Genomic DNA, 25,659 nt, shown 5'->3' on the forward strand with positions numbered 1-25,659 from the left:
TGCGGTCCAAGGCATGCCGGCAGTACAGCGGGCGTAGTACCACCGCCGCAGTGCCACCACTTATAATCCACGGATGCAGAATCTCCTCCATAACCTCAATCCCGAACAACTCGCCGCCGTCACGCTGCCCGCGCAGCCGGCACTGATCCTGGCCGGCGCCGGCTCGGGCAAGACGCGCGTGCTGACCACCCGCATCGCGTGGCTGATCCAGACCGGGCAGGTCTCGCCGGCCGGCATCCTGGCCGTGACCTTCACCAACAAGGCGGCCAAGGAGATGATGACGCGCCTGTCGGCGATGATGCCGATCAACACGCGCGGCATGTGGATCGGCACCTTCCACGGCCTGTGCAACCGTCTGCTGCGCGCACACTATCGCGACGCCGCCCTGCCGCAGGCATTCCAGATCCTGGATACGCAGGACCAGTTGTCGATGATCAAGCGCCTGCTCAAGGCCAACAACATCGACGACGAGAAATACCCGCCGCGCAACCTGATGTACTTCATCAACAATGCCAAGGAAAACGGCTTGCGCGCGCAGGACGTCGAAGCCTTCGACGATTTCAACCGCCGCATGGTCGAGCTCTATGCCCTGTACGACGAGCAATGCCAGCGCGAAGGCGTGGTCGATTTCGCCGAACTGCTGTTGCGCACCTACGAACTGCTGAGCCGCAACCAGCCGCTGCGCGAGCATTACCAGTCGCGCTTCCGTCACATCCTCGTCGATGAATTCCAGGACACCAACAACCTGCAGTACAACTGGCTCAAGCTGATGGCGGGCACGCAGGCGGCGGTGTTCGCGGTGGGCGACGACGACCAGAGCATCTATGCCTTCCGCGGCGCCAACGTCGGCAACATGAGCGCCTTCGAACGCGAGTTCAAGGTCGAGAACCTGATCAAGCTCGAGCAGAACTATCGCTCGCACGGTCACATCCTCGACACCGCCAACATGCTGATCGCCAACAACACCAAGCGGCTCGGCAAGAACCTGCATACCGATGCCGGCCACGGCGAACTGATCCGCATCTATGAGGCGACCAGCGATCTGCAGGAAGCGCAGTGGATCATCGAGGAAGCCAAGAGCCTGATCGCCGAAGGCAGCACGCGCAACGAGATCGCGATCCTGTATCGCTCTAATGCGCAGTCGCGCGTGATCGAGCATGCGCTGTTCTCGGCCGGCATTCCGTATCGCGTCTATGGCGGCCAGCGCTTCTTCGAGCGCGCCGAGATCAAGCATGCGATCGCCTACCTGCAGTTGATGGACAATCCGCACAACGATTCGGCCTTCCTGCGCGTGGTGAATTTCCCGACGCGCGGCATCGGCGCGCGCTCGCTCGAGCAGTTGCAGGATGCGGCCCGGCAGTACGGCATTTCGCTCTACGCGGCGGTACCTTACGTGACCGGCAAGGCCGGCACCTCGCTCGGCGCCTTCGTCAAGCTGGTCGAAAGCGCGCGCTTCGAGACCGCGCAGTTGCCGCTGCCGGAAATGGTGCAGATCGTGCTCGATGCGAGCGGATTGATCGCGCATTACCAGAACGAGAAGGAAGGCGCGGACCGTATCGAAAACCTCGAGCAGCTCGTCAGCGCCGCCTCGCTGTTCGTCTCCGAGGAAGGCTTCGGCCACGATGCGCCGGCGCAGCTCGGACCGCGCAGCGAGCAGACCGCAGGGCCGGCCATCGTCACGCAGGATGGCGTCGAGATCCTGGATGCCGATGCGCCGCTGGTGACCGTGATGTCGCCGCTGTCGGCCTTCCTCTCGCACGCCTCGCTCGAAGCCGGCGACAACCAGGCGCAGGCCGGCCAGGATGCGATGCAATTGATGACCGTGCATTCGGCCAAGGGCCTCGAGTTCGATGCGGTGTTCATCACGGGGCTCGAAGAGGGTTTGTTCCCGCACGAGAATTCGCAGAAGGAAGACGGCGGCGTGGAAGAAGAGCGCCGCCTGATGTATGTCGCCATCACGCGCGCGCGGCGCCGCCTGTATCTGAGCTTCTCGCAGACGCGCATGTTGCACGGCCAGACGCGCTACAACACGAAGTCGCGCTTCTTCGACGAAATGCCGGAAGAATCATTGAAGTGGCTGTCGCCCAAGGTGCAGCAGCACCACTGGTTCGCCAATCCGAAGGCGGCATGGGACGAAGTGCCGGAAAGCGGTGCCAATCGCATCGCGCAGAGCATGGGCAAGAAGAACATCGGCTGGCGCATCGGCGAATCGGTCGCGCATGCGAAGTTCGGCGAGGGCGTGATCGTCAACATCGAAGGCAGCGGCAGCAACGCGCGCGCGCACATCAACTTCGGCCGGCACGGCATGAAGCTGCTCGACCTGAGCATCGCCAAGCTGGACAAGGTGTGACGGCACGCGGGCAGTAAAAACAGACGCCCGTATCGGCTGACGATACGGGCGTCTGATGATGCAAGATATCGACGGCTACTTGTTGCGCGTCACCCGCCACACCGTGTTGGCGAGGTCGTCCGCGATGATCAGCGCACCGCGCGGATCGACGGTGACCCCGACGGGCCGCCCGCGCGTTTTCCCTTCCTCGGTACGGAAGCCGGTCGCGAAGTCGATCGGCTCGCCAGCCGGTTTGCCGTTGCTGAACGGCACGAAGATCACCTTGTAGCCGACCGGGTTGTCGCGGTTCCAGCTGCCGTGTTCGCCGACGAACGCTCCGTCCGTGAACTGCCCACCCATGGCCGGCAGCGAGAAGTCAACGCCGAGCGCGGCCACGTGCGATCCCAGCGCATAGTCGGGCGGGATGGCGGATGCCACCTTTTCCGGATTCTGCGGCTGGGCGCGCGGATCGACGTTCTGGCCCCAGTAGCTGTAGGGCCAGCCGTAGAATTTTCCTTCCTGTACCGACGTCAGGTAATCGGGAACCAGATCGGGTCCGATCTCGTCACGCTCGTTGACCACCGCCCACAACTGTCCGGAACCGGGCTGGATCGCCAGTGCGGTCGGATTGCGCAGGCCGGTCGCATACGGCTTGTGCGCGCCGGTTTGCGCGTCGATCTGCCAGACCATGGCGCGGTCAACCTCGACCTCCATGCCGCGCTCGGTGATGTTGCTGTTGGAGCCGATGCCGACATACAGGAACCGGCCGTCGGGGCTGATCGTCAGCGCCTTGGTCCAGTGGTGGTTGATGGCGGAAGGCAGGTCGGCAACCTTGGTCGGCGGACCGCTGGCCTGGGTCTGGCCTTCCTTGTAGTCGAAGCGGACCAGCGCATCCTGGTTGGCCACGTACAGCTTGCCATCGGCAAAGGCGAGGCCATACGGCGCGTTGAGATTCTCCGCGAAGACGGTCTTCGTTTCGTAGGTGCCGTCGCCGTCGGCATCGCGCAGCAGGGTCAGGCGATTGCCGCCCTTGACCTTGGTGTTGCCCTGCGCCTTGATGTAGCCGGCGATGATGTCCTTGGGCTTGAGCTTCGCCGCGTTGCCGCCGCGGCCTTCCGCCACGATGATGTCGCCGTTGGGCAGGACCAGCGTCTGGCGCGGAATGCGCAGGTCGGTCGCGATCGCGGTGACGCTGTAACCCTGCGGCACCGTCGGTTTCTGGTCGCCCCATTCCTCGGGTTCGGCGATCTTCATGCTGGGCAGCAGATTGCGCTTGGGTTCCGGCAGCTTGGGATCGGGGCCGTATACCTGCGGCGTATCTGCTTCGCGACCGCATGCGCTCAGCAGCAGCGCCATGCCCAGGACAGCCAGTGTGCTCGAATGTCTCATGTCACACCTCCGAACGCAGGTTGGTGAGGCCAATCCACGCCGTCACGCAGATCAGCAGGGTCACGATGGCCGACAGCACCAGGCCGGTCGGCATGACGGCCCACGCATCCTTCGCATGCTGGAAGGAGTTGACCAGCCCCAGTATCCAGGTAACCAGCAACAGCAGGAAGTAGAGCAGCGGCCGTCCCGCCTTTCGATCCGCCTGGATCAGGTTGACCAGCGCGAACACCAGCGCCAGCCCGCAGAAGACCAGGCCGCCGGCCATCAGCCAGGAGGCGAAGTTGCTCCACTGAATCTCGTAGGTCTTGAAGTAGGCGATGTCGCTTAGCAGGGCGCCGAGGAAGAGGGGAACGGTTCCGGCAAGCAAGATTGCGTGCAGCGGACTGGGTGTGCTTCGATAGACGGCAACGGTCATGGCGGCTCCTTATCGTTTCGACGATTCCGGGCTGGGGCCCGGCACGGATGCAATGCACAGCAATACAAGCACTGACTGCGCAGTGAAAAGGATCGTTCCGCGAAACAAGCGGCCTAGTGCATTTTTGTGCGAAAAAACTCTCTGCCGTGTGCGCTGCTGCACCGATGAGGGGGAGGGAGGAAGAAGAGGAAGAACGCGCATCCTGCGGGCTGCGCGTTCGGTGAGGCTATTCCTGCAGGTCAGGACGGCAGCGGTTCCGGCGGCGGGCCGAACATCTGCGTGTAGGTCGGATAGAACGAGCAATACATGACGACAGTCAGGATCAGCGAGGCCGGCAGCAGGATGAACAGCGAGGCGCCCGGCGTGCCGAGGATGATGCCGATCAGCGTGCTGAGGATGACCGGCAGCACGACGCCGATGGTGGCCCAGGCCAGGCCGTAGATCAGGAAGGCCTTGCCGGCGCGCTTGACGGCGAAGAAGCTGTAGAACACCGCCTTGCCGACGCCCATGCCCTGCCAGCCGATCAGTGGCGCGGCATACCAGAACGCCATCGCGGCCGGGATGTAGAGCAGGGCGGCGAACAGCATGGCGAGCGTCATGTCGGAATTCTGCACGGTCTCGGCGTCGAGCTGGAGCTGGCCCGACATTGCCTGCAGGAAGACGCCGCCGTCGATCGCGCTCGAGGCCGCCACCGCGACGATGGCGGCCAGCAGATAGAGCGTGCCGAGCTTGATCAGGTTGCGCACGTGCGGCGAGCGGAAGCCGACCAGCAGCAGGTTCGGATAGACGCGCTGGCCGCGTTCGACGCTGGCGCAGGCATGCATGAAGGCCAGCGAGAACACCGGCACCAGGATCATCGGGATCAACTGGCCGATGACCGGCACGATGCCGACCAGCAGCATCACGAACATGTAGCCGAAGAACATCGTCAGCAGTTCGGTCGGCTGCTTGCGGAAGATGGCCCAGCCTTGCTTGATCCAGAGCCAGCCGGTGGCGGCGGTAGGTTTGTCCATGGTTCAGCTTTCCTGAAAAAGAGGCGGCGCGGGGCGGGCGATGCGCAGTTGCAGGATGCGCTCGAAATGGCCGGGATCGTGCGGCGTCAGCATCTCGGCCTCGCGCGGCAGATGGAAATCATACAGACGCGACAACCAGAAGCGCAAGGCGCCGGCGCGCAGCATGGTCTGCCAGCCGGCCTGCTCGGTCGCCGTGAACGGGCGCACCGCATGGTAGGCGTCGAGCAGGGCGCGCACGCGCGCGTCGTCGAGCACGCCGGTGTCGGGAGCGATGCACCAGTCGTTGACGGTGACGGCGACGTCGAACAGCCAGGTGTCGCAGCCGGCAAAGTAGAAGTCGAAGAAGCCGGTCAGGCGCTCGCCGTCGAACATGACGTTGTTGCGGAACAGGTCGGCATGGATCGGCCCCTGCTGCAGCGCGGCGTAATCGGCCGAGGCGGCATAGGCGTTCTGCAGCGCGATCTCGTCGTTGAGCAGCAGCTTCTGCGCCGTATCGAGGTAGGGCAGGACCACCGGCGCGGTTTCGTTCCACCACGCCAGTCCGCGCAGGTTGGGCTGGCGCAGCGGGAAGTCCAGCGCGGCCAGGTGCATGCGCGCCAGCATGGCGCCGACCGCCGCGCAATGCTGCGGCGCGGGCGACATCTGCGAGGCGCCTTCGAGTTTGGTGACGATGGCGGCCGGCTTGCCGTGCAGCGCATTGATGATGGCGCCGTCGCGATTGGCAATGGGCGCTGGCACGCTGACGCCGCGCTCGGCCAGGTGGCGCATCAGGTTAAGATAGAACGGCAACTGCGCGAAGGTCAGCTTCTCGAACACGGTCAGCACGAACTCGCCGCGGTCGGTGGTGATGAAGAAGTTGGTGTTTTCGATGCCGGAGGAAATGCCCTTGATGGCATGCGCCTGGCCGAGATCGAACTGCGTGATCCAGCCGGAAAGATCATCCAGACTGACCGGAGTAAAGACTGCCATGAGAAATGCGGGAGAAGAGGTGGAGGGTCGCCGACCGAAAAAAATAACGCACCTGCGTGCGTTATTTATCCGAAAAAAGCGCTGCGCTGATTATTTCTTGGCCGGTGCCGGTTGCAGGGTCTGGACGGGTTCCGGCGCCTCGTGTTTCTTCGGCGGTCCGAACTCGCCGACCTGGAACTGGGCCGGGCGCGAGCTGTCGCTCTGTGCGTCGCCGCGCATCGAGCCCGGCGTGTCGTTCGGCTTGGCGTAATAGGTGGTGCGGCCGGTCTGTACCTTTACTTCGGTGACCTTGCCCTGCTGTTTCTTCTCGATGATCTTTTTCTCGGTGCTCGGCTGCGTGATCGTGACTTCGGGCGCTTCGCCTTCCTCGAGCTTCATGGTCTGCGGTGGCGGCGGCGTATTGGCGGCGTCGTTGGCCGGCGCCTGGGCGTGGACCATCACGGGCATGGCGAGGGTCGCGGCGGCAACCGCGAGGAGGGACCGGAGTGTGAGTGTAGGCATGATGGATGTCGGACCGTAGTAAATGGAAGAAAGACCAATGGCTTCATTGTAGCCCAGCAATCCGGCATTCGCCCGCGGAAAATCGCCTGCGGGCGGCGGGGGAATGCGACGGTGCAGGGCGGCGCGGGGCGGGCCTGCCGCCGATGCCGCCGGCCGGCGTGGGGCCGGGCCGGACCCGGCGCCAAACTCTGCGATAATCGGAGCTCTTTTGTGGCGCCGTCCTGCCATGGCCGTATCCTGTCGCGCGATGCAGACCGGCTGCGCGTCGGGCCCGCCACCGTACTGCATTCCCCGAAAACATTCCCTATGGACAAAACCCTGCTTCTCGTCGATGGCTCGAGCTATCTGTACCGTGCCTTTCATGCGATGCCCGATCTGCGCAATGCCGACGGCGCGCCGACCGGCGCCATCTACGGCATGATCAACATGCTGCGCCGTCTGCGCAAGGATTACCCGGATGCCGCCTGCATGGCCTGCGTGTTCGACGCCAAGGGCAAGACCTTCCGCGACGATCTCTATCCGGCCTACAAGGCGCAGCGCGCCAGCATGCCGGAAGACCTGTCGAAGCAGATCGAGCCCATCCACGAAGCGGTGCGCGCGATGGGCTGGCCGATCCTGATGGTGGAAGGCATCGAGGCCGACGACGTGATCGGCACGCTGGCGGTGGAAGCCGAAAAGCAGGGCATGAGCGTGGTGGTGTCCACCGGCGACAAGGACCTTGCGCAACTGGTCAACCGGCAGGTCACGCTGGTCAATACCATGACCAGCGAAAAACTCGACGTCGAAGGCGTGGTCGCCAAGTTCGGCGTGCCGCCAGAGCGCATCGTCGATTACCTGACGCTGATCGGCGATGCGGTCGACAACGTGCCGGGCGTCGACAAGGTCGGCCCCAAGACCGCGCTCAAGCTGCTCACGCAATACGGCACGCTGGACGGCATCGTCGAGCATGCGGCCGAGATCAAAGGCGCGGTCGGCGAGAACCTGCGCCGCGCGCTCGACTGGCTGCCGCAGGCCAAGGTGCTGATCACGGTCAAGACCGACTGCGATCTGTCGGCGCACATGGAGTCGATCTGCGGCTCGCTGGAGCAGAAGCCCGAAGACCGCGACGCCATGATCGAATTCTTCAAGCGCAACGGCTTCAAGAGCTGGCTGCGCGAGCTGACCGAGCAGGCCGCGACCGATTCGCCGGTGGCGGTCGCCGGCGCGCCGCAGGGCGGACTGTTCGACCTGATTACGGAAGCGCCCGAACAGCACTACGAGACGATCACCACCGAAGCCGAATTCGAACGCTGGCTGGCGAAGATCGACAGCGCCGAACTGACCGCGCTCGATACCGAAACCACTTCGCTCGATCCGATGCAGGCGCAACTGGTCGGCATCTCGCTCTGCTGCGAACCTGGCACGGCCGCCTACATTCCGGTCGCGCACAACTACCAGGATGCGCCGCCGCAACTGTCGCGCGACTATGTGCTGGAGAAGATGCGCGCCTGGCTCGAGTCGCCCGACAAGCCCAAGGTCGGACAGAACCTCAAGTACGACAGCCACATATTCGCCAATCACGGCGTCACGCTGCGCGGCATCGCGCATGACACGCTGCTGCAATCCTATGTGTTCGAGTCGCACCGCAATCACGACATGGACAACCTCGCGCTGCGTCACCTGAACCGCAAGACCATTACCTTCCAGGACGTATGCGGCAAGGGCGCCTCGCAACTGTGCTTCGACCAGGTCGAACTGGGGCGCGCCACCGAGTACGCGGCCGAGGATGCGGACATCACGCTGCAGCTGCATCGCCGCATGCTGCCCGAGGTCGAGGAAGACAAGGGATTGACCTTCGTCTATCGCGAGATCGAACTGCCGACCGCAGTGGTGCTGCAAAAGATGGAACGCAACGGCGTGCTGATCGATCCCGAGCGCCTCAATGCGCAATCGAACGAACTCGGCCGCCGCATGCTGGAGATCGAGACGCAGGCTTACGAACTGGCAGGCCAGCCGTTCAACCTCAACTCGCCCAAGCAGATCGGTGACATCTTCTTCGAGAAGCTGCAACTGCCGGTGGTGAAAAAGACGCCGTCCGGCTCGCCCTCGACCGACGAGGAAGTGCTGCAGAAACTGGCCGAGGATTACCCGCTGCCCAAGGTGCTGCTCGACTATCGCGGCCTGTCGAAACTCAAATCGACCTATACCGACAAGCTGCCCAGGATGATCAACGCGCGCACCGGCCGCGTGCACACCAACTATGCGCAGGCGGTGGCGGTCACCGGCCGTCTCGCCTCCAGCGACCCCAACCTGCAGAACATTCCGATCCGCACGGCCGAAGGCCGCCGCATCCGCGAAGCCTTCGTCGCGCCGCCGGGCAGCGTGATTGTCTCGGCCGACTATTCGCAGATCGAACTGCGCATCATGGCGCACATTTCGGAAGACGAGAACATGCTGCGCGCCTTCGCCGACGGCGAGGACATCCACCGCGCGACCGCGGCGGAAATCTTCGGCGTTGCGCTGGCCGACGTCGAAAGCGAGCAGCGCCGCTATGCCAAGGTCATCAACTTCGGCCTGATCTACGGCATGAGCGCCTTCGGCCTGGCCGGCAACCTCGGCATCGAACGCGTCGCCGCGCAGAACTACATCGAGCGCTACTTCGCGCGCTTTGCCGGCGTCAAGCGCTACATGGACGAGACGCGGCTGGAAGCCAAGGCGCGCGGCTACGTGCAGACCGTGTTCGGCCGCCGCCTGTGGCTGCCCGAGATCAATTCGCCCAACGGCCCGCGCCGGCAGGCTGCCGAGCGCGCCGCGATCAATGCGCCGATGCAGGGCACGGCGGCCGATCTGATCAAGCTGTCGATGATCGCGGTGCAGGACTGGCTGGAAGCGGAAAAACTGCAATCGAAGATGATCATGCAGGTGCATGACGAACTGGTGCTCGAAGTGCCGGAAGCTGAACTCGCATTGATCCGCGAACGCCTGCCGCAACTGATGGCAGGCATCGCGCAGCTCAAGGTGCCGCTGATCGCCGAAGTCGGCATCGGCATGAACTGGGATGAGGCGCACTAGGCCGGAGCCTGCTTCGTCCACGCAAGGATTTTCAACCTGTATTCCGTTTTAGGAGGACGAATGGAAAACCTGAAGGAAGATTTCGACAGCCTGGTCGCGAAGAGTGCCTTGTCCGATGACGTCGATCGGCGCGGGTTCCTGAAGACCGCCCTCGGCACCGGTTTCGCCGCCGCCGTGCTGCCGGTCTGCGCGCAGAGCGTGGTCAAGACCGATACACATGGACTGGACGCCGGCACCGTCACCATCGAGGTTGACGGCCAGGCGGTGCCCGTCTATCGCGCGCAGCCGGCCGGCAAGAAGAACCTGCCGGTCATCCTCGTTATCTCGGAAATCTTCGGCGTGCACGAATACATCGCCGATGTTGCGCGGCGCTTTGCCAAGCAGGGCTATCTGGCGTTGGCGCCCGACCTCTTCGTGCGGCAGGGCGATCCGACCAGGTACACCTCGATTGCCGAACTGCAGAAAGAACTGATTTCCAAGGTGCCAGACGCGCAGGTCATGAAGGACGTCGATGCGGTGGTGGCGTGGGCAGACAAGAATGGAGGCAATCCCAAGCGGCTCGGCATCACCGGTTTCTGCTGGGGCGGTCGCATCACGTGGCTGTACGCGGCGCACAATCCGCAGGTAAAGGCCGGCGTCGCGTGGTACGGCCGGCTGGTCGGCAACAAAACCGAATTGCAGCCGAGCTATCCGGTCGATATCGCCGCCAGCCTCAAGACGCCGGTGCTTGGCCTGTACGGCGGCAAGGATGCCGGCATTCCGGTCGCCAGCGTGGCGGAAATGCAGCAGGCGCTGGCGCAGGGTAGCAGCAAGTCGGAGTTCGTGCTGTTCAAGGACGCCGGCCACGCCTTCCATGCCGATTACCGGCCCAGCTACGTCGAAGCGGATGCGAAGGAAGGATGGCTGCGTTGCCTGGCATGGTTCAAGGCGCATGGCGTCTGAACGAAGACGCCTGCCGTTTTCCACTGAACCTCCACCGCACCGCGACTGGCTTGCCTGTCGCGGTTTTTCGTTGCCGGAATGGGTGTGTTGTGGTTTAATTGCAACCCGGTTGCATCTTATTCGAGATCCAAATTAATTCCACCCTGCTTTCCATCCTGCTGACCACCGCCATTTCCGGCGTGTTCAGCATTTCCGCGGCGGCGCTGTTTTCGTTCTCGCTGTTGTCGCGCATCGTCGATCGCATGGTCAGCCTGTCGGTCGGCATCTTGCTCGCGACCTCGCTGCTGCACGCGCTGCCCGAAGCCTTCGAATCCGAGGCCGATGCGCATACGCTGTTCGCCGTGCTGCTGGCCGGCCTGCTCGGCTTTTTCCTGCTCGAGAAATTCGCGATCCTGCGCCATTCGCATCACCACGAACACGATGGCCACGGCCATCATCACGGCCACGACAAGCACGAGGCGGGCGCTTCCGGCTGGATGATCCTGGTCGGCGACAGCTTGCACAACTTCACCGACGGCATCCTGATCGCGGCCGCCTTCCTGGCCGATCCGCACCTCGGCATCATGACTGGCCTGGCGATCATCGCGCACGAGATTCCGCAGGAGATCGGCGACTTCATCGTGCTGCTCAATGCCGGCTTCAGCCGTGCGCGCGCCTTTGCCTACAACATCATTTCGGGTTTGACGGCGGTGCTTGGCGGGCTGGTCGGCTACCTGATGCTCGACAACTCGCAGCAATGGATTCCCTACGTGCTGGTGTTCGCTTCATCGGGCTTCATCTACATCGCCGTCAGCGACCTGATGCCGCAGATGCAGCGCCGCGCCACGCTGCGCGAGACGATTCCGCAGATCGTGCTGATCGCGCTGGGTGTGGCGATCGTGTTGTTCCTGACCGGGCATTCGCACGCGCATTGATAGGTTCGCAAGGCAGGTGGCTATATCGCTTTTGCCTTTCATTCGCCGTGCGTTCTTCGATCTTCTGGATTCCCGCCTGCGCGCGGGGCCGACCATCCGGGAACGACGGTGATGAGTTAAAGGCCGGTTTGTAATTCCATATACAGCTCAACGCCCTCCGTCATTCCCGCGCAGGCGGGAATCCAGTATGGCGCATGCTCAGAGCGCAAACTCCATTTCAACAGCGGTCTTTAGTTTTGCGCATGCAGCGGCAGTAGCTCAAATCGATTACGGCGAGTCTCAAGCCACCGGCCGCTCCGCATCCGCACACCACTCGCTCCACGACCCCGGATACAGCGCCGCGCCCGACAATCCGGCAATCTCCAGCGCCAGCAGATTGTGACAAGCCGTCACGCCCGAGCCGCATTGCATGATGGCCTGCTGCGGGTCGCCGATCAGGGCCTGCCATTCCTCGCGCAATTGCTCGCTGCTCTTGAAGCGGCCGTCGGGCTGCAGGTTGTCCTTGAAGAAGCGGTTGATGGCGCCCGGAATGTGGCCGCCGACCGGATCGATGGTTTCGTTCTCGCCGCGGAAGCGGTCGGGCGCGCGCGCGTCAACCAGCGTGCGCCGGTTGTCGAGCAGGTTGCGCATGACGTCGCCGACGCCGACCGTCTTCGTCAGCGGCGCGCGCAGTCCCAGCGTGCCGCCGCTGCCTGAGGACGGCTCCGTGGCGACCGGATGCTTGCCTGCCAGCCATGCCTGCCAGCCGCCGTCCAGCGTTGCGACCGCCTTGTGACCGACCCAGCGCAGCATCCACCACAGGCGCGCGGCGAACATGCCGCCGTGCGCGTCATAGACCACCACCTGCGTGTCGTCGTGGATACCCCAGCCGCGCAGCGTGTCGATGAAGCCTTCCTGTGCGGGCAGCGGATGGCGCCCGCGGAAGGCGCCGTCCTCGCCCACGGTCGGGCCGGCCAGGTCGTGATCGAGATGCGCGAAGCGCGCGCGCGGAATGTGTGCCTCGTCGTAGGCGGCACGGCCGGCATCGGGATTGGCGAGGTCGTGGCGGCAATCGATAACGACCCAGTTCGGATCGTCGAGGTGTTGCGACAGCGTGTCTGCGGAAACCAGTGTACTGAAAGTCATGGCGCTCCTTTGCTTGCGCGTTCGCATGGAACGCGCGGATCGGATGGATGGATCAGATTTCGGTGGCGATCGGATCGGCCGGCGGCACGGTCTTGCCCGGCCGCGTGTTGCGGATATTGTAGAACGTCGCCACCAGCCCGCTGACGAGGATGATCGCAATGCCGGACCAGCCGAGCAGACCCAGCACGTCGCTCCAGATCAGGATGCCCCACAGGCTCGAAAACACGATGCCCGTGTATTGCAGATTGGCCGTCACCAGCGTGTTGCCGAGGCGATACGCGCGCGTCATCGCGATCTGCGCCACCGCGGCCAGCACGCCGATGCCGAGCAGCAGCGACAGGCCGTAGGCCGAATGCGACCGCAGCAGCGCAATCGGCTCGCCGTGCAGGCCGGACCCGAACAGGCAGCCCGCGACGCCCGCCAGAAATCCCGTCAGTGAAAAGTAGAACACGACGCGCGACTCGGGTTCCCCGCGCTGGCCCAGGGAACGCACCTGCAGATAGGCGAGCGCCGACAGGAAACCGGAGCCGACGCCGATCAGTCCGCCCAGCAACTGATCCTGGTGAATGGACGGGCGCAGCAGCAGCGTCACGCCGACGAAGCTGGCGACGATGGCACTGACCAGTCCCCATTCGAAGCGCCGCTTGCCGCTGCGCCATGCGGCGAGGAACAGGATGCCGGAAATCCAGATCGGCGCCATGTAGTTGAGCGTCATCGCGGTGGCGAGCGGCAGCAGGCCGATCGCGATGAACCACAGCCACAGCGCCGTCACGCCGACCGCGCAGCGCCACAGGTGCGCCCAGAAGAACGCGGTCTTGAGCGTGCCGCCCTGCTGCAGGATCAGCACGTAGATGAAGAGCACGCCGATGAAGCCGCGGTACATGATGATCTCGGCCACCGAGTAGGTGTCGGATGCGAGCTTGACGCACACGCCCATGATGGAAAACATGAGGGTGGCGAACAGCATCCAGAGCGATTGCATGGCGAGACAGGAAAGAAGAGGGGAAGAAAAAACAAACGGGACGGCAAAAACAAAACCGGCCGGAGGTCATCCGGCCGGTCTGGCGATTATGCATCAAACCTCGATGTGGCGTCGGTACCACTCGTGGAAGTGCTGCATGCCGTCTTCCATCGGCGACTGGTACGGACCGACTTCGTTGACGCCGCGGTCGAGCAGGATCTTGCGGCCAGCGTCCATGCGCAGTGCGATCTCGTCGTCCTCATCGCAGGTTTCCATGTAGGCGGCGCGCTCGGCGTCCACGAACTCGCGCTCGAACAGCACGATCTCTTCGGGATAGTAGAACTCCACCACGTTCTTCGTCTTTTGCGGACCGTCCGGCCACAGTGTCGAGACGACCAGCACGTGCGGATACCACTCGACCATGATGTTGGGATAGATGGTCAGCCAGATCGCGCCGAACTCCGGCTGCTCGCCGTTGCGGAACTTGAGGATCTGTTCTTGCCACTTGCGGTACTTGGGCGTGCCGTACTTGGCCAGTGCGTGATTCACGCCGACCGTCTGCACGCTGTAGTGCTCGCCGAATTCCCAGCGCAGGTCGTCGCAGGTGACGAAGCTGCCGAGGCCCGGATGGAAGGGCTCGACGTGGTAATCCTCGAGATAGACCTCGATGAAGGTCTTCCAGTTGTAGTCGCAGTCGTGCACTTCGACGTGGTCGAGCATGTAGCCGCTGAAGTCGAGGTCTTTGGTCACGCTGAGCTTGTTCAGGATGCCGGCGACATCCACGCCGTTCTGCTCGAACAGCAGGCCGTTCCAGTTCTGCAGCGCGGTCTTGGACAGGTTCAGGCACGGCGTTTCGCCGAAGTGCGGCGCGCCGATCAGTTCACCCTTCAGATCGTAGGTCCAGCGGTGCAGCGGGCACACCAGCGTGTTGGCATTGCCGCGGCCCATGAACATCTTGGCCTGGCGATGGCGGCAGACGTTGGACAGCAGTTCGATGCCCTGCGCGTTGCGCACCAGCATGCGGCCGTCGTTCTCCCAGGCCAGCGTGGCATAGTCGCCAACGTTCGGCACCATGAGTTCGTGGCCCGCGTATTGCGGACCCTTGCGGAAAAGCTGCTGGATTTCCTGCTTCAGCAGTGCGTTGTCGAAATAGACATTGACCGGAAGCTGCGCGTTCGAGCGCACGAGTTTGGCGAGATTAGCCAGATCGGACATCCCCTACCCCCAAATTAATTTTCACCAACCTAAGAGAGAAAGAATCCGCAAAAACCTTGAATCAAACGAAATGATGAGGCAATTTTGGACAGAACTGGCAATTATAACCCAGAGTTCCATGCGGACCAGCCCGGAAACCCTTGCGCAGCTTGAAATTCGAGGGCTTTGCAAAAAGGAAATGCCGTGGCGCCGGTTTTTGCACGGCGCTGTTCCGCAAGTGCCGCCCGGGATGGGTTTTTCAAGCCGTTTTTCATCAAAAATCGCGGGTGGCGTTGTGCCGGTCTGCGTTTGCGCTGCATGCGGGCGGGGGGATGCACTAAAATAGCGGGCTAAACCTTTTCCCCATCGTTATGTCCAAGAAACTACCCGCGGTTGCACTGCCTGCGTCCTTCGAGGAAGCCATGGCAGAACTCGAACAACTGGTGGCGCGCATGGAAGCAGGCGAGCTGCCGCTGGAGGCTTCGGTCGCCGCCTACAAGCGCGGCTCCGAACTCGTGAAGTTCTGCGCTGCCCAACTCGAAAAAGTGGAAAACCAGGTCAAGGTGCTGGAAGGCGATCTGCTCAAGCCGTTCGAGGGCGATGCGGCAGATGCAGCACGCGGGGAAGAACAATGATGGCTGCCCTGTCGTTCACGGATTGGACGAAAGCGATCCAGGCGCGGATGGAGCAGGCGCTGCTGCGGCATCTGCCGGCTGCCGATGCGTTGCCGGCAGGTCTGCACGATGCCATGCATTACGCGGTGCTCGACGGCGGCAAGCGCGTGCGCCCCTTGCTGGTGCATGCGGCCGGCGCGCTGTTCGATGCCGATGCGGCGGAACTGGCGCGCGCTGCCGCCGCGGTCGAAATGATTCACGCGTATTCGCTGGTGCACGACGACATGCCCTGCATGGACGACGACGCCTTGCGCCGCGGCAAGCCGACCGTGCACGTGAAATACGACGAAGCCACCGCGCTGCTGGTCGGCGATGCGCTGCAGTCGCAGGCATTCGAGATTCTGGCCGACGGCGCACTGGCGCCGCAGCGGCAACTGGCGATGGTGCGCCTGCTGGCGCAGGCATCGGGCTCGCGCGGCATGTGCGGCGGGCAGGCGATCGACCTGGCGAGCGTGGGCATTGCGCTGTCGCTCGAACAGCTCGAGCAGATGCATCGCCTGAAGACCGGCGCATTGCTGCGCGCATCGGTGCTGCTGGGCGCGATGGCGGGCAAGGAACTGAGCGAGGACGAACTGGCCGCGCTCGATGCGTATGCAGCGGCCGTCGGCCTTGCGTTCCAGGTGGTTGACGACGTGCTCGACGCGACCGCGGATTCCGCCACGCTCGGCAAGACCGCCGGCAAGGATGCGGCAGACAACAAGCCGACCTACGTTTCGATACTCGGACTCGAGCAGTCGAAGGCGCTGGCGGAGACCTTGCGCAGCGACGCGCATCGCGCGCTGGAACAATTCGGAGACAAGGCACGGCGCTTGCGTGAACTCGCGGACCTGATCGTGCAGCGGAAGGCATAAGTATGGATTTGCTTCAGACAATCAACGATCCGGCCGACATTCGTCAGCTCTCGCGCGCCCAGCTCAAGCAGCTGGCCGACGAGCTGCGCGCCTTCGTGCTGGAATCCGTGGCGCAGACCGGCGGTCACCTGTCGTCCAACCTCGGCACGGTGGAACTGACGATCGCGCTGCACTGCGTGTTCAATACGCCGGAAGACCGCATCGTGTGGGACGTCGGCCACCAGACCTATCCGCACAAGATCCTGACGGGCCGCCGCGACCAGATGCACACGCTGCGCCAGCTCGACGGCATCTCGGGTTTTCCGCGCCGCGCCGAAAGCATTTATGACACCTTCGGCACCGCGCACTCGTCAACCTCGATCTCGGCCGCGCTCGGCATGGCGCTTGCCGCCAAGGCCAAGGGCGAGGACCGCCACGCGATCGCCGTGATCGGCGACGGTGCGATGACGGCCGGCATGGCGTTCGAGGCGATGAACAACGCCGGCATCCACGATGACTGCAATCTGCTGGTGGTGCTCAACGACAACGACATGTCGATCTCGCCGCCGGTCGGTGCATTGAACCGCTACCTGGCGCGTCTGATGTCGGGTCAGTTCTACGCGGCTGCCAAGAACGTCGGCAAGAGCGTGCTGCCGGCGCCGGTGCGCGAACTCGCGCGGCGCTTCGAGGAACATGCGAAGGGCATGATCGTGCCGGCCACCATGTTCGAGGAATTCGGCTTCAACTACATCGGCCCGATCGACGGCCACGATCTCGATTCGCTGATTCCCACGCTGGAAAACATCAAGCACCTGAAAGGCCCGCAATTCCTGCATGTGGTCACGCGCAAGGGCCAGGGCTACAAGCTGGCCGAAGCCGATCCCGTGCTCTACCACGGCCCCGGCAAGTTCGATCCGGCCGAAGGCATCAAGCCGGCTGCCGCGAAAAAGGTCACCTACACCAGCGTCTTCGGCGACTGGTTGTGCGACATGGCGGCGGCCGACCAGCGCCTGATCGGCATTACGCCCGCCATGCGCGAAGGCTCGGGCATGGTCGAGTTCGAACGCCGCTTCCCGGACCGCTACCACGACGTCGGCATTGCCGAACAGCATGCCGTGACCTTCGCCGGCGGCATGGCCTGCGAAGGACTCAAGCCCGTGGTCGCGATCTACTCGACCTTCCTGCAGCGTGCCTACGATCAACTGATCCACGACGTTGCCCTGCAGAATCTCGACGTGACCTTCGCGCTCGACCGTTCGGGCCTGGTCGGCGCCGACGGCGCCACACACGCCGGCAACTACGACATCGCCTTCCTGCGTTGCATTCCGAACATGATCGTCATGGCCGCATCGGACGAAAACGAGTGCCGGCGCATGCTCTCGACCGGTTTCCAATACAATGGGCCTGCTGCGGTGCGTTATCCGCGCGGCGGCGGCGTGGGCGCCAAGGTCGGCAACGATCTCGACACCATTGCGCTCGGCACCGGCGAGGTCCGCCGCGAAGGCAAGGGCGTCGCGATCCTCGCGTTCGGCACCATGGTGGCGCCGAGCGTCGCGGCCGGCGAGGCGCTGGATGCGACGGTGGTCAACATGCGCTTCATCAAGCCGCTCGACATGGAGCTCGTGCGCAAGTTGGCAGAAACGCACGATGCGCTGGTCACGGTCGAGGAAGGCTGCCTGATGGGCGGTGCCGGCGCAGCGGTGGCCGAGGCGCTGGCCGCCGAAGGCATCGTCAAGCCGCTGTTGAATCTGGGCTTGCCGGACCAATTTATCGATCATGGCGACGCCGCGCAGCTGCTGGCCATGTGCGGTCTCGATGCCAAGGGCATCGAAGCGTCCATCCGTCAGCGTTTCGACAAGGGTGAACCACGTCTGGTGGTCAACAACAAGCAATAGCAGTTCGCGCGACATGCCGCAGGGTGGGTCGCCTACTTTACAGGTTTAGTGATGAATACTCGCGACCCCGGCATCAACGCTCTTCCCGACGTGCAAAGCACGCCGGACACCCGCCGCATTTCCATCCAGCGCGTCGGCGTCAAGGGCGTGCGCTATCCGATCACGGTCAGGACCGCTACGGGCACGCAGCCCTCGGTCGGCACCTGGAACATGTACGTGCATCTGAACGAGCAGGAAAAGGGCACGCACATGTCGCGCTTCATCGCGCTGCTCGAGGATAGCCATGCGCCGTTCGACGTCGCCGTGTTCAGCGATCTGATGCGCCGCATGCTGGCGCTGCTCGAGGCCGATGCCGGCCGCATCGAGGTCAGCTTTCCGTACTTCATCAACAAGACCGCGCCGGTCTCCGGCGTGCAGAGCCTGATGGATTACGAGGTCGGCCTGATCGCCGATCACCGCAACGGCAAGACCGAGATCACGCTGAAGGTGCTGGTGCCGGTCACCAGTCTGTGCCCGTGCTCGAAGAAGATTTCCGCCTACGGCGCGCACAACCAGCGCTCGCACATCACGGTGCAGGCGGTGATGGACGGCGATGTCGTGGTGGACGACCTGATCGCGAAAATCGAGGCGCAGGCATCATGCGAACTGTGGGGCCTGCTCAAGCGCCCGGACGAGAAATACGTGACCGAACGCGCCTACGAGAATCCGAAGTTCGTCGAAGACCTGGTGCGCGACGTGGCCGTCATGCTCAACAATGAGCCGGCAGTGGTGGCCTATACGCTCGAGGCGGAGAACTTCGAGTCGATTCACAATCACTCGGCGTATGCGTTGATCGAGAAGGACAAGCGGGCGGAGTAAGTGGCGTTTGCCTTTAAAAAGAAAATGCCGCTCGATGAGCGGCATTTTTCATTGATGCAGACGCTTTGCTGAATTCGTACGCTTTTTCACCGTCATTCCCGCGCAGGCGGGAATCCATACGGAGTATCAAGGCAAACCTTCGTTTTTATGGCCTTGGCAGTCGTCGGCGGGCCGCTCTGGATTCCCGCCTGTGCGGGAATGACGGAGGGGCGCGGTAAGAGGAGAGGTAGAAGAGAGTCGCTTGGCTTTACGTGGAAATGACAGCGCACAGCTCAATTCCTGCTGCGATCCCGTTCCCATAACACATCCCCGCCACCCGCAAACCGGTTCAACACCCGCGCCAGCACGAACAGCAGATCCGACAGCCGGTTCATGTACTGCCGCGGCGCGTCATTGATCGTTTCCGCTTTGCCAAGCGCGACGATGCTGCGTTCGGCGCGGCGGCACACGGTGCGGCAGATGTGCGCCTGGGCGGCGGCGCGCGAGCCGGCGGGGAGGATGAATTCCTTGAGCGGCGGCAGTTCGGCGTTGTATTTGCCGAGCAGTTCGTCCAGCCGCAGCACGTGCGCTTCGGCGATCAGCGTGTAGCCCGGAATGCAGAGTTCGCCGCCGAGGTCGAACAGGTCGTGCTGGACCGTCACGAGTTCCTCGCGCAGGGCATCGGGCAGCGGTTCGCACAGCAGCAGGCCGAGATGCGAATTGAGTTCATCGACTTCGCCCATGGCGTGGATGCGCAGCGCATCCTTGCCGACGCGGCTGCCGTCGCCGAGGCCGGTGGTGCCCTGGTCGCCGGTGCGGGTGGCGATCTTGGAAAGCCGGTTGCCCATCGAAAATGTCCTCGAAAACGGTGGAAAGGCACGAGCATACGGCAAAAGCGCCGCGGCGGATGCGAAGACCTCTCATTTGCGTCGCGGACGGGCGCGGAAGGCGGCAGGGAAGGCGGCAAAACGGTAGAATGCTCCATTCCCTACCAGCCGCATTCCAATAACGTACATGGCCATCCGACTTCCACCCGTGCATGCGCTTTCCGCCTTCGAGGCGGCCGCGCGTCACGGTTCGTTTGCCGTCGCTGCGGAAGAGCTGTGCATCACGCCTTCCGCCTTTTCGCACCGCATCCGCCTGCTCGAGGAATTCGTCGGCGAGCGCCTGTTCCTGCGCGACGGCCGCAGCGTGAGCCTGACCGAATTCGGTCGCCGTTATCTGGACGTGGTGCGCGACGCCCTGCGCTCGTTGGCGGACTTTCCGCTGCCGCATCGCCACAACCCGGCGCAGCCGCGCATCAAGATCACGGTGCCGCCGACCTTTGCGCGCTACTTGTTCCTGCCGAACATCACCGAGTTCACGTCGCAGCATCCGGACGTGACGATCGAAACCTTCCTGTCGGTGCCGCTGTACGACATGAGCCTGTCGGAGACCGATATCGAGGTGCGCTTCGGCGTCGGCAAGTATCCGGACCTGGTGACCGAGAAGCTGTTCGAGGAGCCGGTGTTTCCGGTGGTGAGTCCGGCCTACCTCGCCAGCATCGGCGGCATCGACACGCCGGCCGACATGAAGAAGGCGCAGTTGCTGCGCTCGGCGCTCGAACCGTGGCAGCCGTGGTTCGAGGCGGCCGGTCTCGACTGGCCCGAACCGTCGCAGGGTTTGCGCATCGACGACCTCGGCCTGCTGCTGGAAGCGGTGCGCCACGGTTACGGCGTGGCGTTGACGCGCCGTCATTTCGCCAGCGAGATGATCGCCCGCGGCGATATCGTGCAACTGTTCGATATCGCACTGGCAACGCCGCAACATGCCTACTATCTTGTCTATGAGCGCGGCGTGCGCGACCGGCCCGAAGTGGATGCCATGCTCAACTGGATGATGGCGCGCTTCAATAAGTAGCGCCTGTCCTGAAACGTTGATGCAGCAAGCCATTGCCGGGGATTGAATAATTTTCACCCGGCAATGGCAAAGCTTTCAGTGAAATCCGGCCTTGCGGTCTCGCGATGCCGCGGCCATTTCGTTACACTTCCCCTTTGCTCGCGACAAACGCGAGCCGTTCATTTTCATCATCGGAGATTGTCACGTGGAGGAGACAGCGGTCGCCTATACAGCGGAGCATCAGCGCATGGTCGTCAACGCCTTGCGCGCGGTGTTGCCGGAACGTGCCGTGCTGTTCGACGCGGAAGATACGCGTCCCTATGAATGCGACGGCCTGTCGGCATTCGCGCAGCTGCCGATGGTGGTGGTGCTGCCGGACAGCGAGGAGCAGGTGGTCGCGGTCCTGAAGATCTGCAACGCGCTCAAGGTACGCATCGTGCCGCGCGGTGCCGGCACCGGCCTGTCGGGCGGCGCGCTGCCGATCGCCGATGGCGTGGTGCTTTCCACCGCGCGCATGAGCCGCATCGTCAACGTCGATCCCTACGCGCGGACCGCCGTGGTGCAGCCGGGCGTGCGCAATCTCGCGATTTCCGAAGCGGCCGCGCCGCACGGCCTCTACTACGCGCCGGATCCTTCGTCCCAGATCGCCTGCAGCATCGGCGGCAACGTCGCCGAGAATTCGGGCGGCGTGCACTGTCTGAAATACGGCCTGACCGTGCACAACGTGATGCGCGTGCGCATGGTGACCATCGAGGGCGACGTGGTCGAGCTCGGCAGCAATGCGCTCGATGCGCCGGGACTCGATCTGCTGGCGGTGTTCGTCGGTTCCGAAGGCATGCTCGGTGTGGTCACCGAAGTCACTGTGCGCCTGATTCCCAAGCCGCGCCAGGCGCGCGTGATCCTGGCGTCGTTCGACGACGTGGTCAAGGGCGGCAACGCGGTGGCCGGCGTGATCGCGGCCGGCATCATTCCGGCCGGACTCGAGATGATGGACAAGACGTCTTCGCGCATGGTCGAGCCCTTCGTCAAGGCCGGCTACGACATCGACGCCGAAGCGATCCTGCTGTGCGAATCCGACGGCATTCCGGAAGAGGTCGATGAGGAAATCGCGCGCATGACGGCAGTGCTCGAACAGTCGGGCGCGACCGCGATTGCGGTGTCGCGCGACGAGGCCGAACGCCTGCGCTTCTGGTCCGGCCGCAAGAATGCGTTTCCGGCGGCGGGCCGCATCTCGCCCGACTATTACTGCATCGATGGCACCATCCCGCGCCGCGCGCTGGCCGATGTGCTGCTCGGCATCCAGAACATGGAGCAGAAGTACGGGCTGCGCTGCGCCAACGTGTTCCACGCCGGCGACGGCAATCTGCATCCGCTGATCCTGTTCGATGCGAACCAGGAAGGCGAATTCCATCGCGCCGAGGCATTCGGCGCCGAGATTCTCGAGATGTGCGTGGAATTCGGCGGCAGCATCACCGGCGAGCACGGCGTGGGCCTAGAGAAGATCAACCAGATGTGCGTGCAGTTCTCGCGCGAGGAGATGGATGCCTTCCTTGGCGTCAAGGCGGCCTTCGATCCGCCCATGCTGCTCAATCCGACCAAGGCGATTCCGACGCTGCAGCGCTGCGCCGAGTACGGCCGCATGCACGTCAAGCGCGGCGCGCTCAAATTCGCCGATCTGCCGCGCTTCTGAGGAGAGACATGGAAAAGCAACTCGATCTGTTCCGCGAGCGCATCCTCGACGCCTCCGCCCAAGGGCAGGCGTTGTGCATACGCGGCGGCGGCAGCAAGGACTGGTACGGCCGCGAGCCGGTCGGTGATGTGCTCGACACGCGCGGCTGCAGCGGCATCGTCAGCTACGATCCGACCGAGCTGGTCATCACCGTCTGCAGTGGCACGCCGCTGACCGAAGTCGAAGCGGTGCTTGCGCAACGCAACCAGACACTGGCCTTCGAGCCACCGCATTTCGGCGCGGGCGCCACCGTCGGCGGCATGGTCGCAACCGGCCTGGCCGGTCCGCGCCGCGCGGCGGTCGGCGCGGTACGCGACTTCGTGCTCGGCGCCAGCCTCATGAATGGCAGGGGCGAGGTGCTGCACTTCGGCGGCCAGGTCATGAAGAACGTGGCCGGCTACGACGTCTCGCGCATGCTGGCGGGTTCACTCGGCACGCTGGGCCTGCTGCTCGACGTGTCGCTCAAGGTCTTGCCCAGGCCATATGCCGAAACCAGCGTGCGGCTCGCATTGAACGAGGCGGAGGCAATTCGCCGTCTCAACGAGTGGGGCGGCCAACCCTTGCCGATTTCCGCCAGCGCCTGGTGCGATGGCGTGCTGGCAGTGCGCCTGTCGGGCGCGCAGGCGGCGATCGCGGCCGCGCGCGACTTCATCGGCGGCGACGAGATGCACGATGCCGACACCTTCTGGATCGCCATGCGCGAGCAGAGCAACGATTTCTTCGCGCAGGCGCCGGTGTTGTGGCGCCTGTCCGTGCCGTCGACCACGCCGCCGCTGGCCTTGGCCGGCGAGCAGTTGATCGAATGGGGCGGCGCGCAGCGCTGGCTGCGCACACATGATGCGTCGGCAGAAGCGGCGCAGGAAATCCGCAGTGTCGCCAGCGCCGTCGGCGGCCACGCCACGCTGTTCCGTGGCGGCGACCGCACGGGACAGGTGTTCCATCCGCTGGCGCCTGCCGTCGAGCGTATACACCGTAATCTCAAGCAAAGCTTCGACCCGGCCGGTATCTTCAATCCCGGCCGCATGTACGACGGCTTCTGATTGCTCACGGAAATCAATAGAGAACAATGCAAACCAATCTGGCCGATTTCATCCGGGACACGCGCGAAGGCAAGGAGGCCGATGCCATCCTGCGCACTTGCGTGCACTGCGGATTCTGCACGGCGACCTGTCCGACCTATCAACTGCTCGGCGACGAACTCGATGGTCCGCGCGGCCGCATTTATCTGATCAAGCAGGTGCTGGAAGGCAAGGAGCCGACCGCCAAGACGCAGCAGCACCTGGACCGTTGCCTGACCTGCCGCAATTGCGAAACCACCTGTCCATCCGGCGTGCAGTACGGCCGCCTGATCGACATCGGCCGCAAGGTAGTGTCCGACCGCGTTGCCTATACGCCGGCGCAGAAACTCAAACGTGCCGCGCTGCGCGAGCTGCTGCCGCGCAAGCACGTGTTCACGCCGGCGCTGAAGGCCGGGCAACTGGTGCGGCCGCTGCTGCCGGCTGCGCTGCGCGAAAAAGTGCCGCCGCGCCAGAAGTCCGGCATATGGCCGCAGCGCACGCATGCGCGCACCATGCTGCTGCTCGACGGCTGCGTGCAGCCGGCAATGGCGCCCAACATCAATGCCGCCACCGCGCGCGTGTTCGATGCGCTGGAAGTGCAGCTGCTGGTGGCGCAGAAGGCCGGTTGCTGCGGCGCGATCCGCCATCACCTGAACGACCACGATGGCGCGCTCGACGACATGCGTCGCAACATCGATGCCTGGTGGCCAGCGATCGAGGCGGGGGCGGAAGCCATCGTCATGACCGCCTCCGGTTGCGGTGCCATGGTCAAGGATTACGGTTACCTGCTCGCGCACGATCCTGCCTACGCGGAGAAGGCGCAGCGCGTCTCGGAACTGACCAAGGACCTCAGCGAAATCCTGCCGGAGTTCGAGCAGGAACTCGCCGCGCGGCTGGCCGGAAAAATCGACCAGCGCGTCGCATGGCATCCGCCGTGCACGCTGCAGCACGGCCAGCAGATTCGCGGCAAGGTCGAAGGTGTATTGCGCGCGGTCGGCGTCGATGTACAGCTGTGTCAGGACAGCCACCTGTGCTGCGGCTCGGCCGGTACCTACTCGGTGCTGCAGCCCGAACTGTCGCACCAGTTGCGCGACCGCAAGATCGCCAATCTCGAAGCGACGGGTGCCGACACCATCGTCTCGGCCAACATCGGCTGCCTCACGCATTTGCAGGCCGGCACGCAAAAGCCGGTGCGGCACTGGATCGAGCTGATCGACGATGCGCTGATGGCCGTGCATTGAATCCTCTAGCGCATTGATGGCTGACGGCCATCAATGACAGCGGATCAGCTCGATGAGCTGACCGTTCCATTCAACATCCTCCGCATCCAGGCGCGCTGCGTTCCATGCGCAGCCTGGATTCTTGCTCCCCGGATACACGGTGCGGTTTCGTTGACGCGCACAATTTCATCGCCCTATGATGATGTCCTTCCCACAGGCAGGTGCCGCACGAGTTGGCGTGGCGCCCGCTTCATCATCACGTGTTCATATTGAGGGGATGACTCATGTCTGCTGGCACTGTGCGTTTTCATCGGGTGCTGCGTGCGCCGCCGGAACGCGTGTATCGAGCGTTTCTGGATGCCGATGCGATGGCGAAATGGCTGCCGCCATATGGTTTCACCTGCAAGGTGCATCATCTTGAGGCGAAGGTCGGCGGCACCTTCCGCATGTCGTTTTCCAATTTCAATAGCGGGAATGCGCATGCCTTCGGCGGCGAGTATCTCGAACTGGTCGCCAACGAGCGCATCCGTTATACGGACAGATTCGAAGACCCGAACTTGCTGGGAGAAATGCACGTGACGGTGGTGTTGACGGCGGTATCGTGCGGCACGGAACTGCATATCGAACAGAGCGGAATTCCGGAGGTCATTCCCGCCGAGATGTGCTGTCTGGGCTGGCAGGAGTCTCTGGTGCAGCTGGCCAACCTCGTCGAACCAAACATCCCGGAGTGAACGC

General features: G+C 63.7%; 22 protein-coding genes. 13 read left to right on the forward strand and 9 right to left on the reverse strand.

The features are described 5' to 3' along the window. Nucleotides 1-73: 73 nt before the first annotated feature. Complete coding sequence (locus IEV38_RS12810) at nt 74-2,350, forward strand: UvrD-helicase domain-containing protein (protein WP_188396666.1); 2,277 nt, start codon at nt 74-76, stop codon at nt 2,348-2,350. Nucleotides 2,351-2,425: 75 nt separating this feature from the next. Here the strand turns inward: IEV38_RS12810 and IEV38_RS12815 are convergent, their stop codons facing one another. The 5 genes from IEV38_RS12815 to IEV38_RS12835 form a co-directional block, all read right to left on the reverse strand. Further along, the gene (locus IEV38_RS12815; RefSeq protein ID WP_188396669.1) at nt 2,426-3,718 is read right to left on the reverse strand and encodes a PQQ-dependent sugar dehydrogenase; all 1,293 of its coding nucleotides are present in this window, start codon (nt 3,716-3,718) and stop codon (nt 2,426-2,428) included. A 1-nt stretch (nt 3,719) separates the two neighbouring features. Next, nucleotides 3,720-4,133, reverse strand: a complete 414-nt coding sequence (locus IEV38_RS12820) for a DUF2231 domain-containing protein (protein ID WP_188396671.1) — start codon at nt 4,131-4,133, stop codon at nt 3,720-3,722. A 239-nt stretch (nt 4,134-4,372) separates the two neighbouring features. Next, nucleotides 4,373-5,146 (reverse strand): BPSS1780 family membrane protein, encoded by a 774-nt coding sequence (locus IEV38_RS12825; RefSeq protein ID WP_188396673.1) that lies wholly within the window; start codon nt 5,144-5,146, stop codon nt 4,373-4,375. Nucleotides 5,147-5,149: 3 nt separating this feature from the next. Next, nucleotides 5,150-6,115, reverse strand: a complete 966-nt coding sequence (locus IEV38_RS12830; RefSeq protein ID WP_188396675.1) for a homoserine kinase — start codon at nt 6,113-6,115, stop codon at nt 5,150-5,152. A gap of 90 nt (nt 6,116-6,205) precedes the next feature. Next, complete coding sequence (locus IEV38_RS12835) at nt 6,206-6,562, reverse strand: DUF2782 domain-containing protein (protein WP_229729038.1); 357 nt, start codon at nt 6,560-6,562, stop codon at nt 6,206-6,208. Nucleotides 6,563-6,922: 360 nt separating this feature from the next. On the opposite strand from IEV38_RS12835, the gene polA reads away from it, so the two are divergent. From polA to IEV38_RS12850, 3 genes are all read left to right on the forward strand, one after another. After that, nucleotides 6,923-9,667: a DNA polymerase I gene (gene polA / locus IEV38_RS12840; protein ID WP_188396679.1), complete on the forward strand. Its 2,745-nt coding sequence runs from the start codon at nt 6,923-6,925 to the stop codon at nt 9,665-9,667. Nucleotides 9,668-9,727: 60 nt separating this feature from the next. After that, nucleotides 9,728-10,609, forward strand: a complete 882-nt coding sequence (locus IEV38_RS12845; RefSeq protein ID WP_188396681.1) for a dienelactone hydrolase family protein — start codon at nt 9,728-9,730, stop codon at nt 10,607-10,609. A gap of 179 nt (nt 10,610-10,788) precedes the next feature. After that, nucleotides 10,789-11,523, forward strand: coding sequence for a ZIP family metal transporter (locus IEV38_RS12850; RefSeq protein ID WP_229729039.1), 735 nt, complete (start codon nt 10,789-10,791; stop codon nt 11,521-11,523). A gap of 279 nt (nt 11,524-11,802) precedes the next feature. Here IEV38_RS12850 and IEV38_RS12855 read toward each other — a convergent pair whose 3' ends face one another. The 3 genes from IEV38_RS12855 to IEV38_RS12865 all read right to left on the reverse strand — a co-directional run bounded on the left by IEV38_RS12855 (nt 11,803) and on the right by IEV38_RS12865 (nt 14,824). Beyond that, the gene (locus IEV38_RS12855) at nt 11,803-12,648 is read right to left on the reverse strand and encodes a sulfurtransferase (protein WP_188396683.1); all 846 of its coding nucleotides are present in this window, start codon (nt 12,646-12,648) and stop codon (nt 11,803-11,805) included. Between the two features lie 52 nt (nt 12,649-12,700). After that, a complete protein-coding gene (locus IEV38_RS12860; protein ID WP_188396685.1) occupies nt 12,701-13,630 on the reverse strand; it encodes a DMT family transporter in 930 nt (309 codons plus the stop codon). 93 nt (nt 13,631-13,723) lie between these two features. Further along, the gene (locus tag IEV38_RS12865) at nt 13,724-14,824 is read right to left on the reverse strand and encodes an aromatic ring-hydroxylating oxygenase subunit alpha (protein ID WP_188396687.1); all 1,101 of its coding nucleotides are present in this window, start codon (nt 14,822-14,824) and stop codon (nt 13,724-13,726) included. Between the two features lie 350 nt (nt 14,825-15,174). On the opposite strand from IEV38_RS12865, the gene IEV38_RS12870 reads away from it, so the two are divergent. Genes IEV38_RS12870 through folE2 form a run of 4 tightly spaced genes read left to right on the forward strand, consistent with a single transcriptional unit; the run spans nt 15,175 to nt 19,060 of the window. After that, nucleotides 15,175-15,438 (forward strand): exodeoxyribonuclease VII small subunit, encoded by a 264-nt coding sequence (locus tag IEV38_RS12870; protein ID WP_188396689.1) that lies wholly within the window; start codon nt 15,175-15,177, stop codon nt 15,436-15,438. Next, on the forward strand, nt 15,435-16,328 hold the full coding sequence (locus IEV38_RS12875) for a polyprenyl synthetase family protein (protein WP_188396691.1): 894 nt from the start codon (nt 15,435-15,437) through the stop codon (nt 16,326-16,328). The genes IEV38_RS12870 and IEV38_RS12875 overlap by 4 nt, the downstream gene beginning before the upstream one ends. A gap of 2 nt (nt 16,329-16,330) precedes the next feature. Then, nucleotides 16,331-18,202, forward strand: coding sequence for a 1-deoxy-D-xylulose-5-phosphate synthase (dxs, locus tag IEV38_RS12880; RefSeq protein WP_188396693.1), 1,872 nt, complete (start codon nt 16,331-16,333; stop codon nt 18,200-18,202). 51 nt (nt 18,203-18,253) lie between these two features. Continuing rightward, nucleotides 18,254-19,060, forward strand: coding sequence for a GTP cyclohydrolase FolE2 (folE2, locus tag IEV38_RS12885; RefSeq protein ID WP_188396695.1), 807 nt, complete (start codon nt 18,254-18,256; stop codon nt 19,058-19,060). Between the two features lie 272 nt (nt 19,061-19,332). Here folE2 and IEV38_RS12890 read toward each other — a convergent pair whose 3' ends face one another. Next, on the reverse strand, nt 19,333-19,887 hold the full coding sequence (locus tag IEV38_RS12890; RefSeq protein ID WP_188396697.1) for a cob(I)yrinic acid a,c-diamide adenosyltransferase: 555 nt from the start codon (nt 19,885-19,887) through the stop codon (nt 19,333-19,335). A 166-nt stretch (nt 19,888-20,053) separates the two neighbouring features. Between IEV38_RS12890 and IEV38_RS12895 the strand changes: the two genes are divergently transcribed. The 5 genes from IEV38_RS12895 to IEV38_RS12915 all read left to right on the forward strand — a co-directional run bounded on the left by IEV38_RS12895 (nt 20,054) and on the right by IEV38_RS12915 (nt 25,655). Next, a complete protein-coding gene (locus IEV38_RS12895) occupies nt 20,054-20,938 on the forward strand; it encodes a LysR substrate-binding domain-containing protein (RefSeq protein WP_188396699.1) in 885 nt (294 codons plus the stop codon). A gap of 226 nt (nt 20,939-21,164) precedes the next feature. Beyond that, nucleotides 21,165-22,607: an FAD-linked oxidase C-terminal domain-containing protein gene (locus tag IEV38_RS12900; RefSeq protein ID WP_188397046.1), complete on the forward strand. Its 1,443-nt coding sequence runs from the start codon at nt 21,165-21,167 to the stop codon at nt 22,605-22,607. A gap of 8 nt (nt 22,608-22,615) precedes the next feature. Beyond that, complete coding sequence (gene glcE, locus IEV38_RS12905; protein WP_188396701.1) at nt 22,616-23,686, forward strand: glycolate oxidase subunit GlcE; 1,071 nt, start codon at nt 22,616-22,618, stop codon at nt 23,684-23,686. A 26-nt stretch (nt 23,687-23,712) separates the two neighbouring features. After that, on the forward strand, nt 23,713-24,945 hold the full coding sequence (glcF, locus tag IEV38_RS12910) for a glycolate oxidase subunit GlcF (RefSeq protein ID WP_188396703.1): 1,233 nt from the start codon (nt 23,713-23,715) through the stop codon (nt 24,943-24,945). Between the two features lie 263 nt (nt 24,946-25,208). Further along, nucleotides 25,209-25,655 (forward strand): SRPBCC family protein, encoded by a 447-nt coding sequence (locus IEV38_RS12915; RefSeq protein WP_188396705.1) that lies wholly within the window; start codon nt 25,209-25,211, stop codon nt 25,653-25,655. Nucleotides 25,656-25,659 lie beyond the last annotated feature (4 nt).

The organism is Oxalicibacterium flavum (assembly GCF_014635065.1).
Lineage (GTDB): Bacteria > Pseudomonadota > Gammaproteobacteria > Burkholderiales > Burkholderiaceae_D > Oxalicibacterium > Oxalicibacterium flavum.

Bases quoted from the DNA above. Each gene is read 5' to 3' on its own strand.
- IEV38_RS12810 (WP_188396666.1), top strand. From the start codon at position 74: ATGCAGAATCTCCTCCATAACCTCAATCCCGAACAACTCGCCGCCGTC.
- IEV38_RS12815 (WP_188396669.1), bottom strand. From the start codon at position 3,718: ATGAGACATTCGAGCACACTGGCTGTCCTGGGCATGGCGCTGCTGCTG.
- IEV38_RS12820 (WP_188396671.1), bottom strand. From the start codon at position 4,133: ATGACCGTTGCCGTCTATCGAAGCACACCCAGTCCGCTGCACGCAATC.
- IEV38_RS12825 (WP_188396673.1), bottom strand. From the start codon at position 5,146: ATGGACAAACCTACCGCCGCCACCGGCTGGCTCTGGATCAAGCAAGGC.
- IEV38_RS12830 (WP_188396675.1), bottom strand. From the start codon at position 6,115: ATGGCAGTCTTTACTCCGGTCAGTCTGGATGATCTTTCCGGCTGGATC.
- IEV38_RS12835 (WP_229729038.1), bottom strand. From the start codon at position 6,562: ATGCCCGTGATGGTCCACGCCCAGGCGCCGGCCAACGACGCCGCCAAT.
- polA (WP_188396679.1), top strand. From the start codon at position 6,923: ATGGACAAAACCCTGCTTCTCGTCGATGGCTCGAGCTATCTGTACCGT.
- IEV38_RS12845 (WP_188396681.1), top strand. From the start codon at position 9,728: ATGGAAAACCTGAAGGAAGATTTCGACAGCCTGGTCGCGAAGAGTGCC.
- IEV38_RS12855 (WP_188396683.1), bottom strand. From the start codon at position 12,648: ATGACTTTCAGTACACTGGTTTCCGCAGACACGCTGTCGCAACACCTC.
- IEV38_RS12860 (WP_188396685.1), bottom strand. From the start codon at position 13,630: ATGCAATCGCTCTGGATGCTGTTCGCCACCCTCATGTTTTCCATCATG.
- IEV38_RS12865 (WP_188396687.1), bottom strand. From the start codon at position 14,824: ATGTCCGATCTGGCTAATCTCGCCAAACTCGTGCGCTCGAACGCGCAG.
- IEV38_RS12870 (WP_188396689.1), top strand. From the start codon at position 15,175: ATGTCCAAGAAACTACCCGCGGTTGCACTGCCTGCGTCCTTCGAGGAA.
- IEV38_RS12875 (WP_188396691.1), top strand. From the start codon at position 15,435: ATGATGGCTGCCCTGTCGTTCACGGATTGGACGAAAGCGATCCAGGCG.
- dxs (WP_188396693.1), top strand. From the start codon at position 16,331: ATGGATTTGCTTCAGACAATCAACGATCCGGCCGACATTCGTCAGCTC.
- folE2 (WP_188396695.1), top strand. From the start codon at position 18,254: ATGAATACTCGCGACCCCGGCATCAACGCTCTTCCCGACGTGCAAAGC.
- IEV38_RS12890 (WP_188396697.1), bottom strand. From the start codon at position 19,887: ATGGGCAACCGGCTTTCCAAGATCGCCACCCGCACCGGCGACCAGGGC.
- IEV38_RS12895 (WP_188396699.1), top strand. From the start codon at position 20,054: ATGGCCATCCGACTTCCACCCGTGCATGCGCTTTCCGCCTTCGAGGCG.
- IEV38_RS12900 (WP_188397046.1), top strand. From the start codon at position 21,165: ATGGTCGTCAACGCCTTGCGCGCGGTGTTGCCGGAACGTGCCGTGCTG.
- glcE (WP_188396701.1), top strand. From the start codon at position 22,616: ATGGAAAAGCAACTCGATCTGTTCCGCGAGCGCATCCTCGACGCCTCC.
- glcF (WP_188396703.1), top strand. From the start codon at position 23,713: ATGCAAACCAATCTGGCCGATTTCATCCGGGACACGCGCGAAGGCAAG.
- IEV38_RS12915 (WP_188396705.1), top strand. From the start codon at position 25,209: ATGTCTGCTGGCACTGTGCGTTTTCATCGGGTGCTGCGTGCGCCGCCG.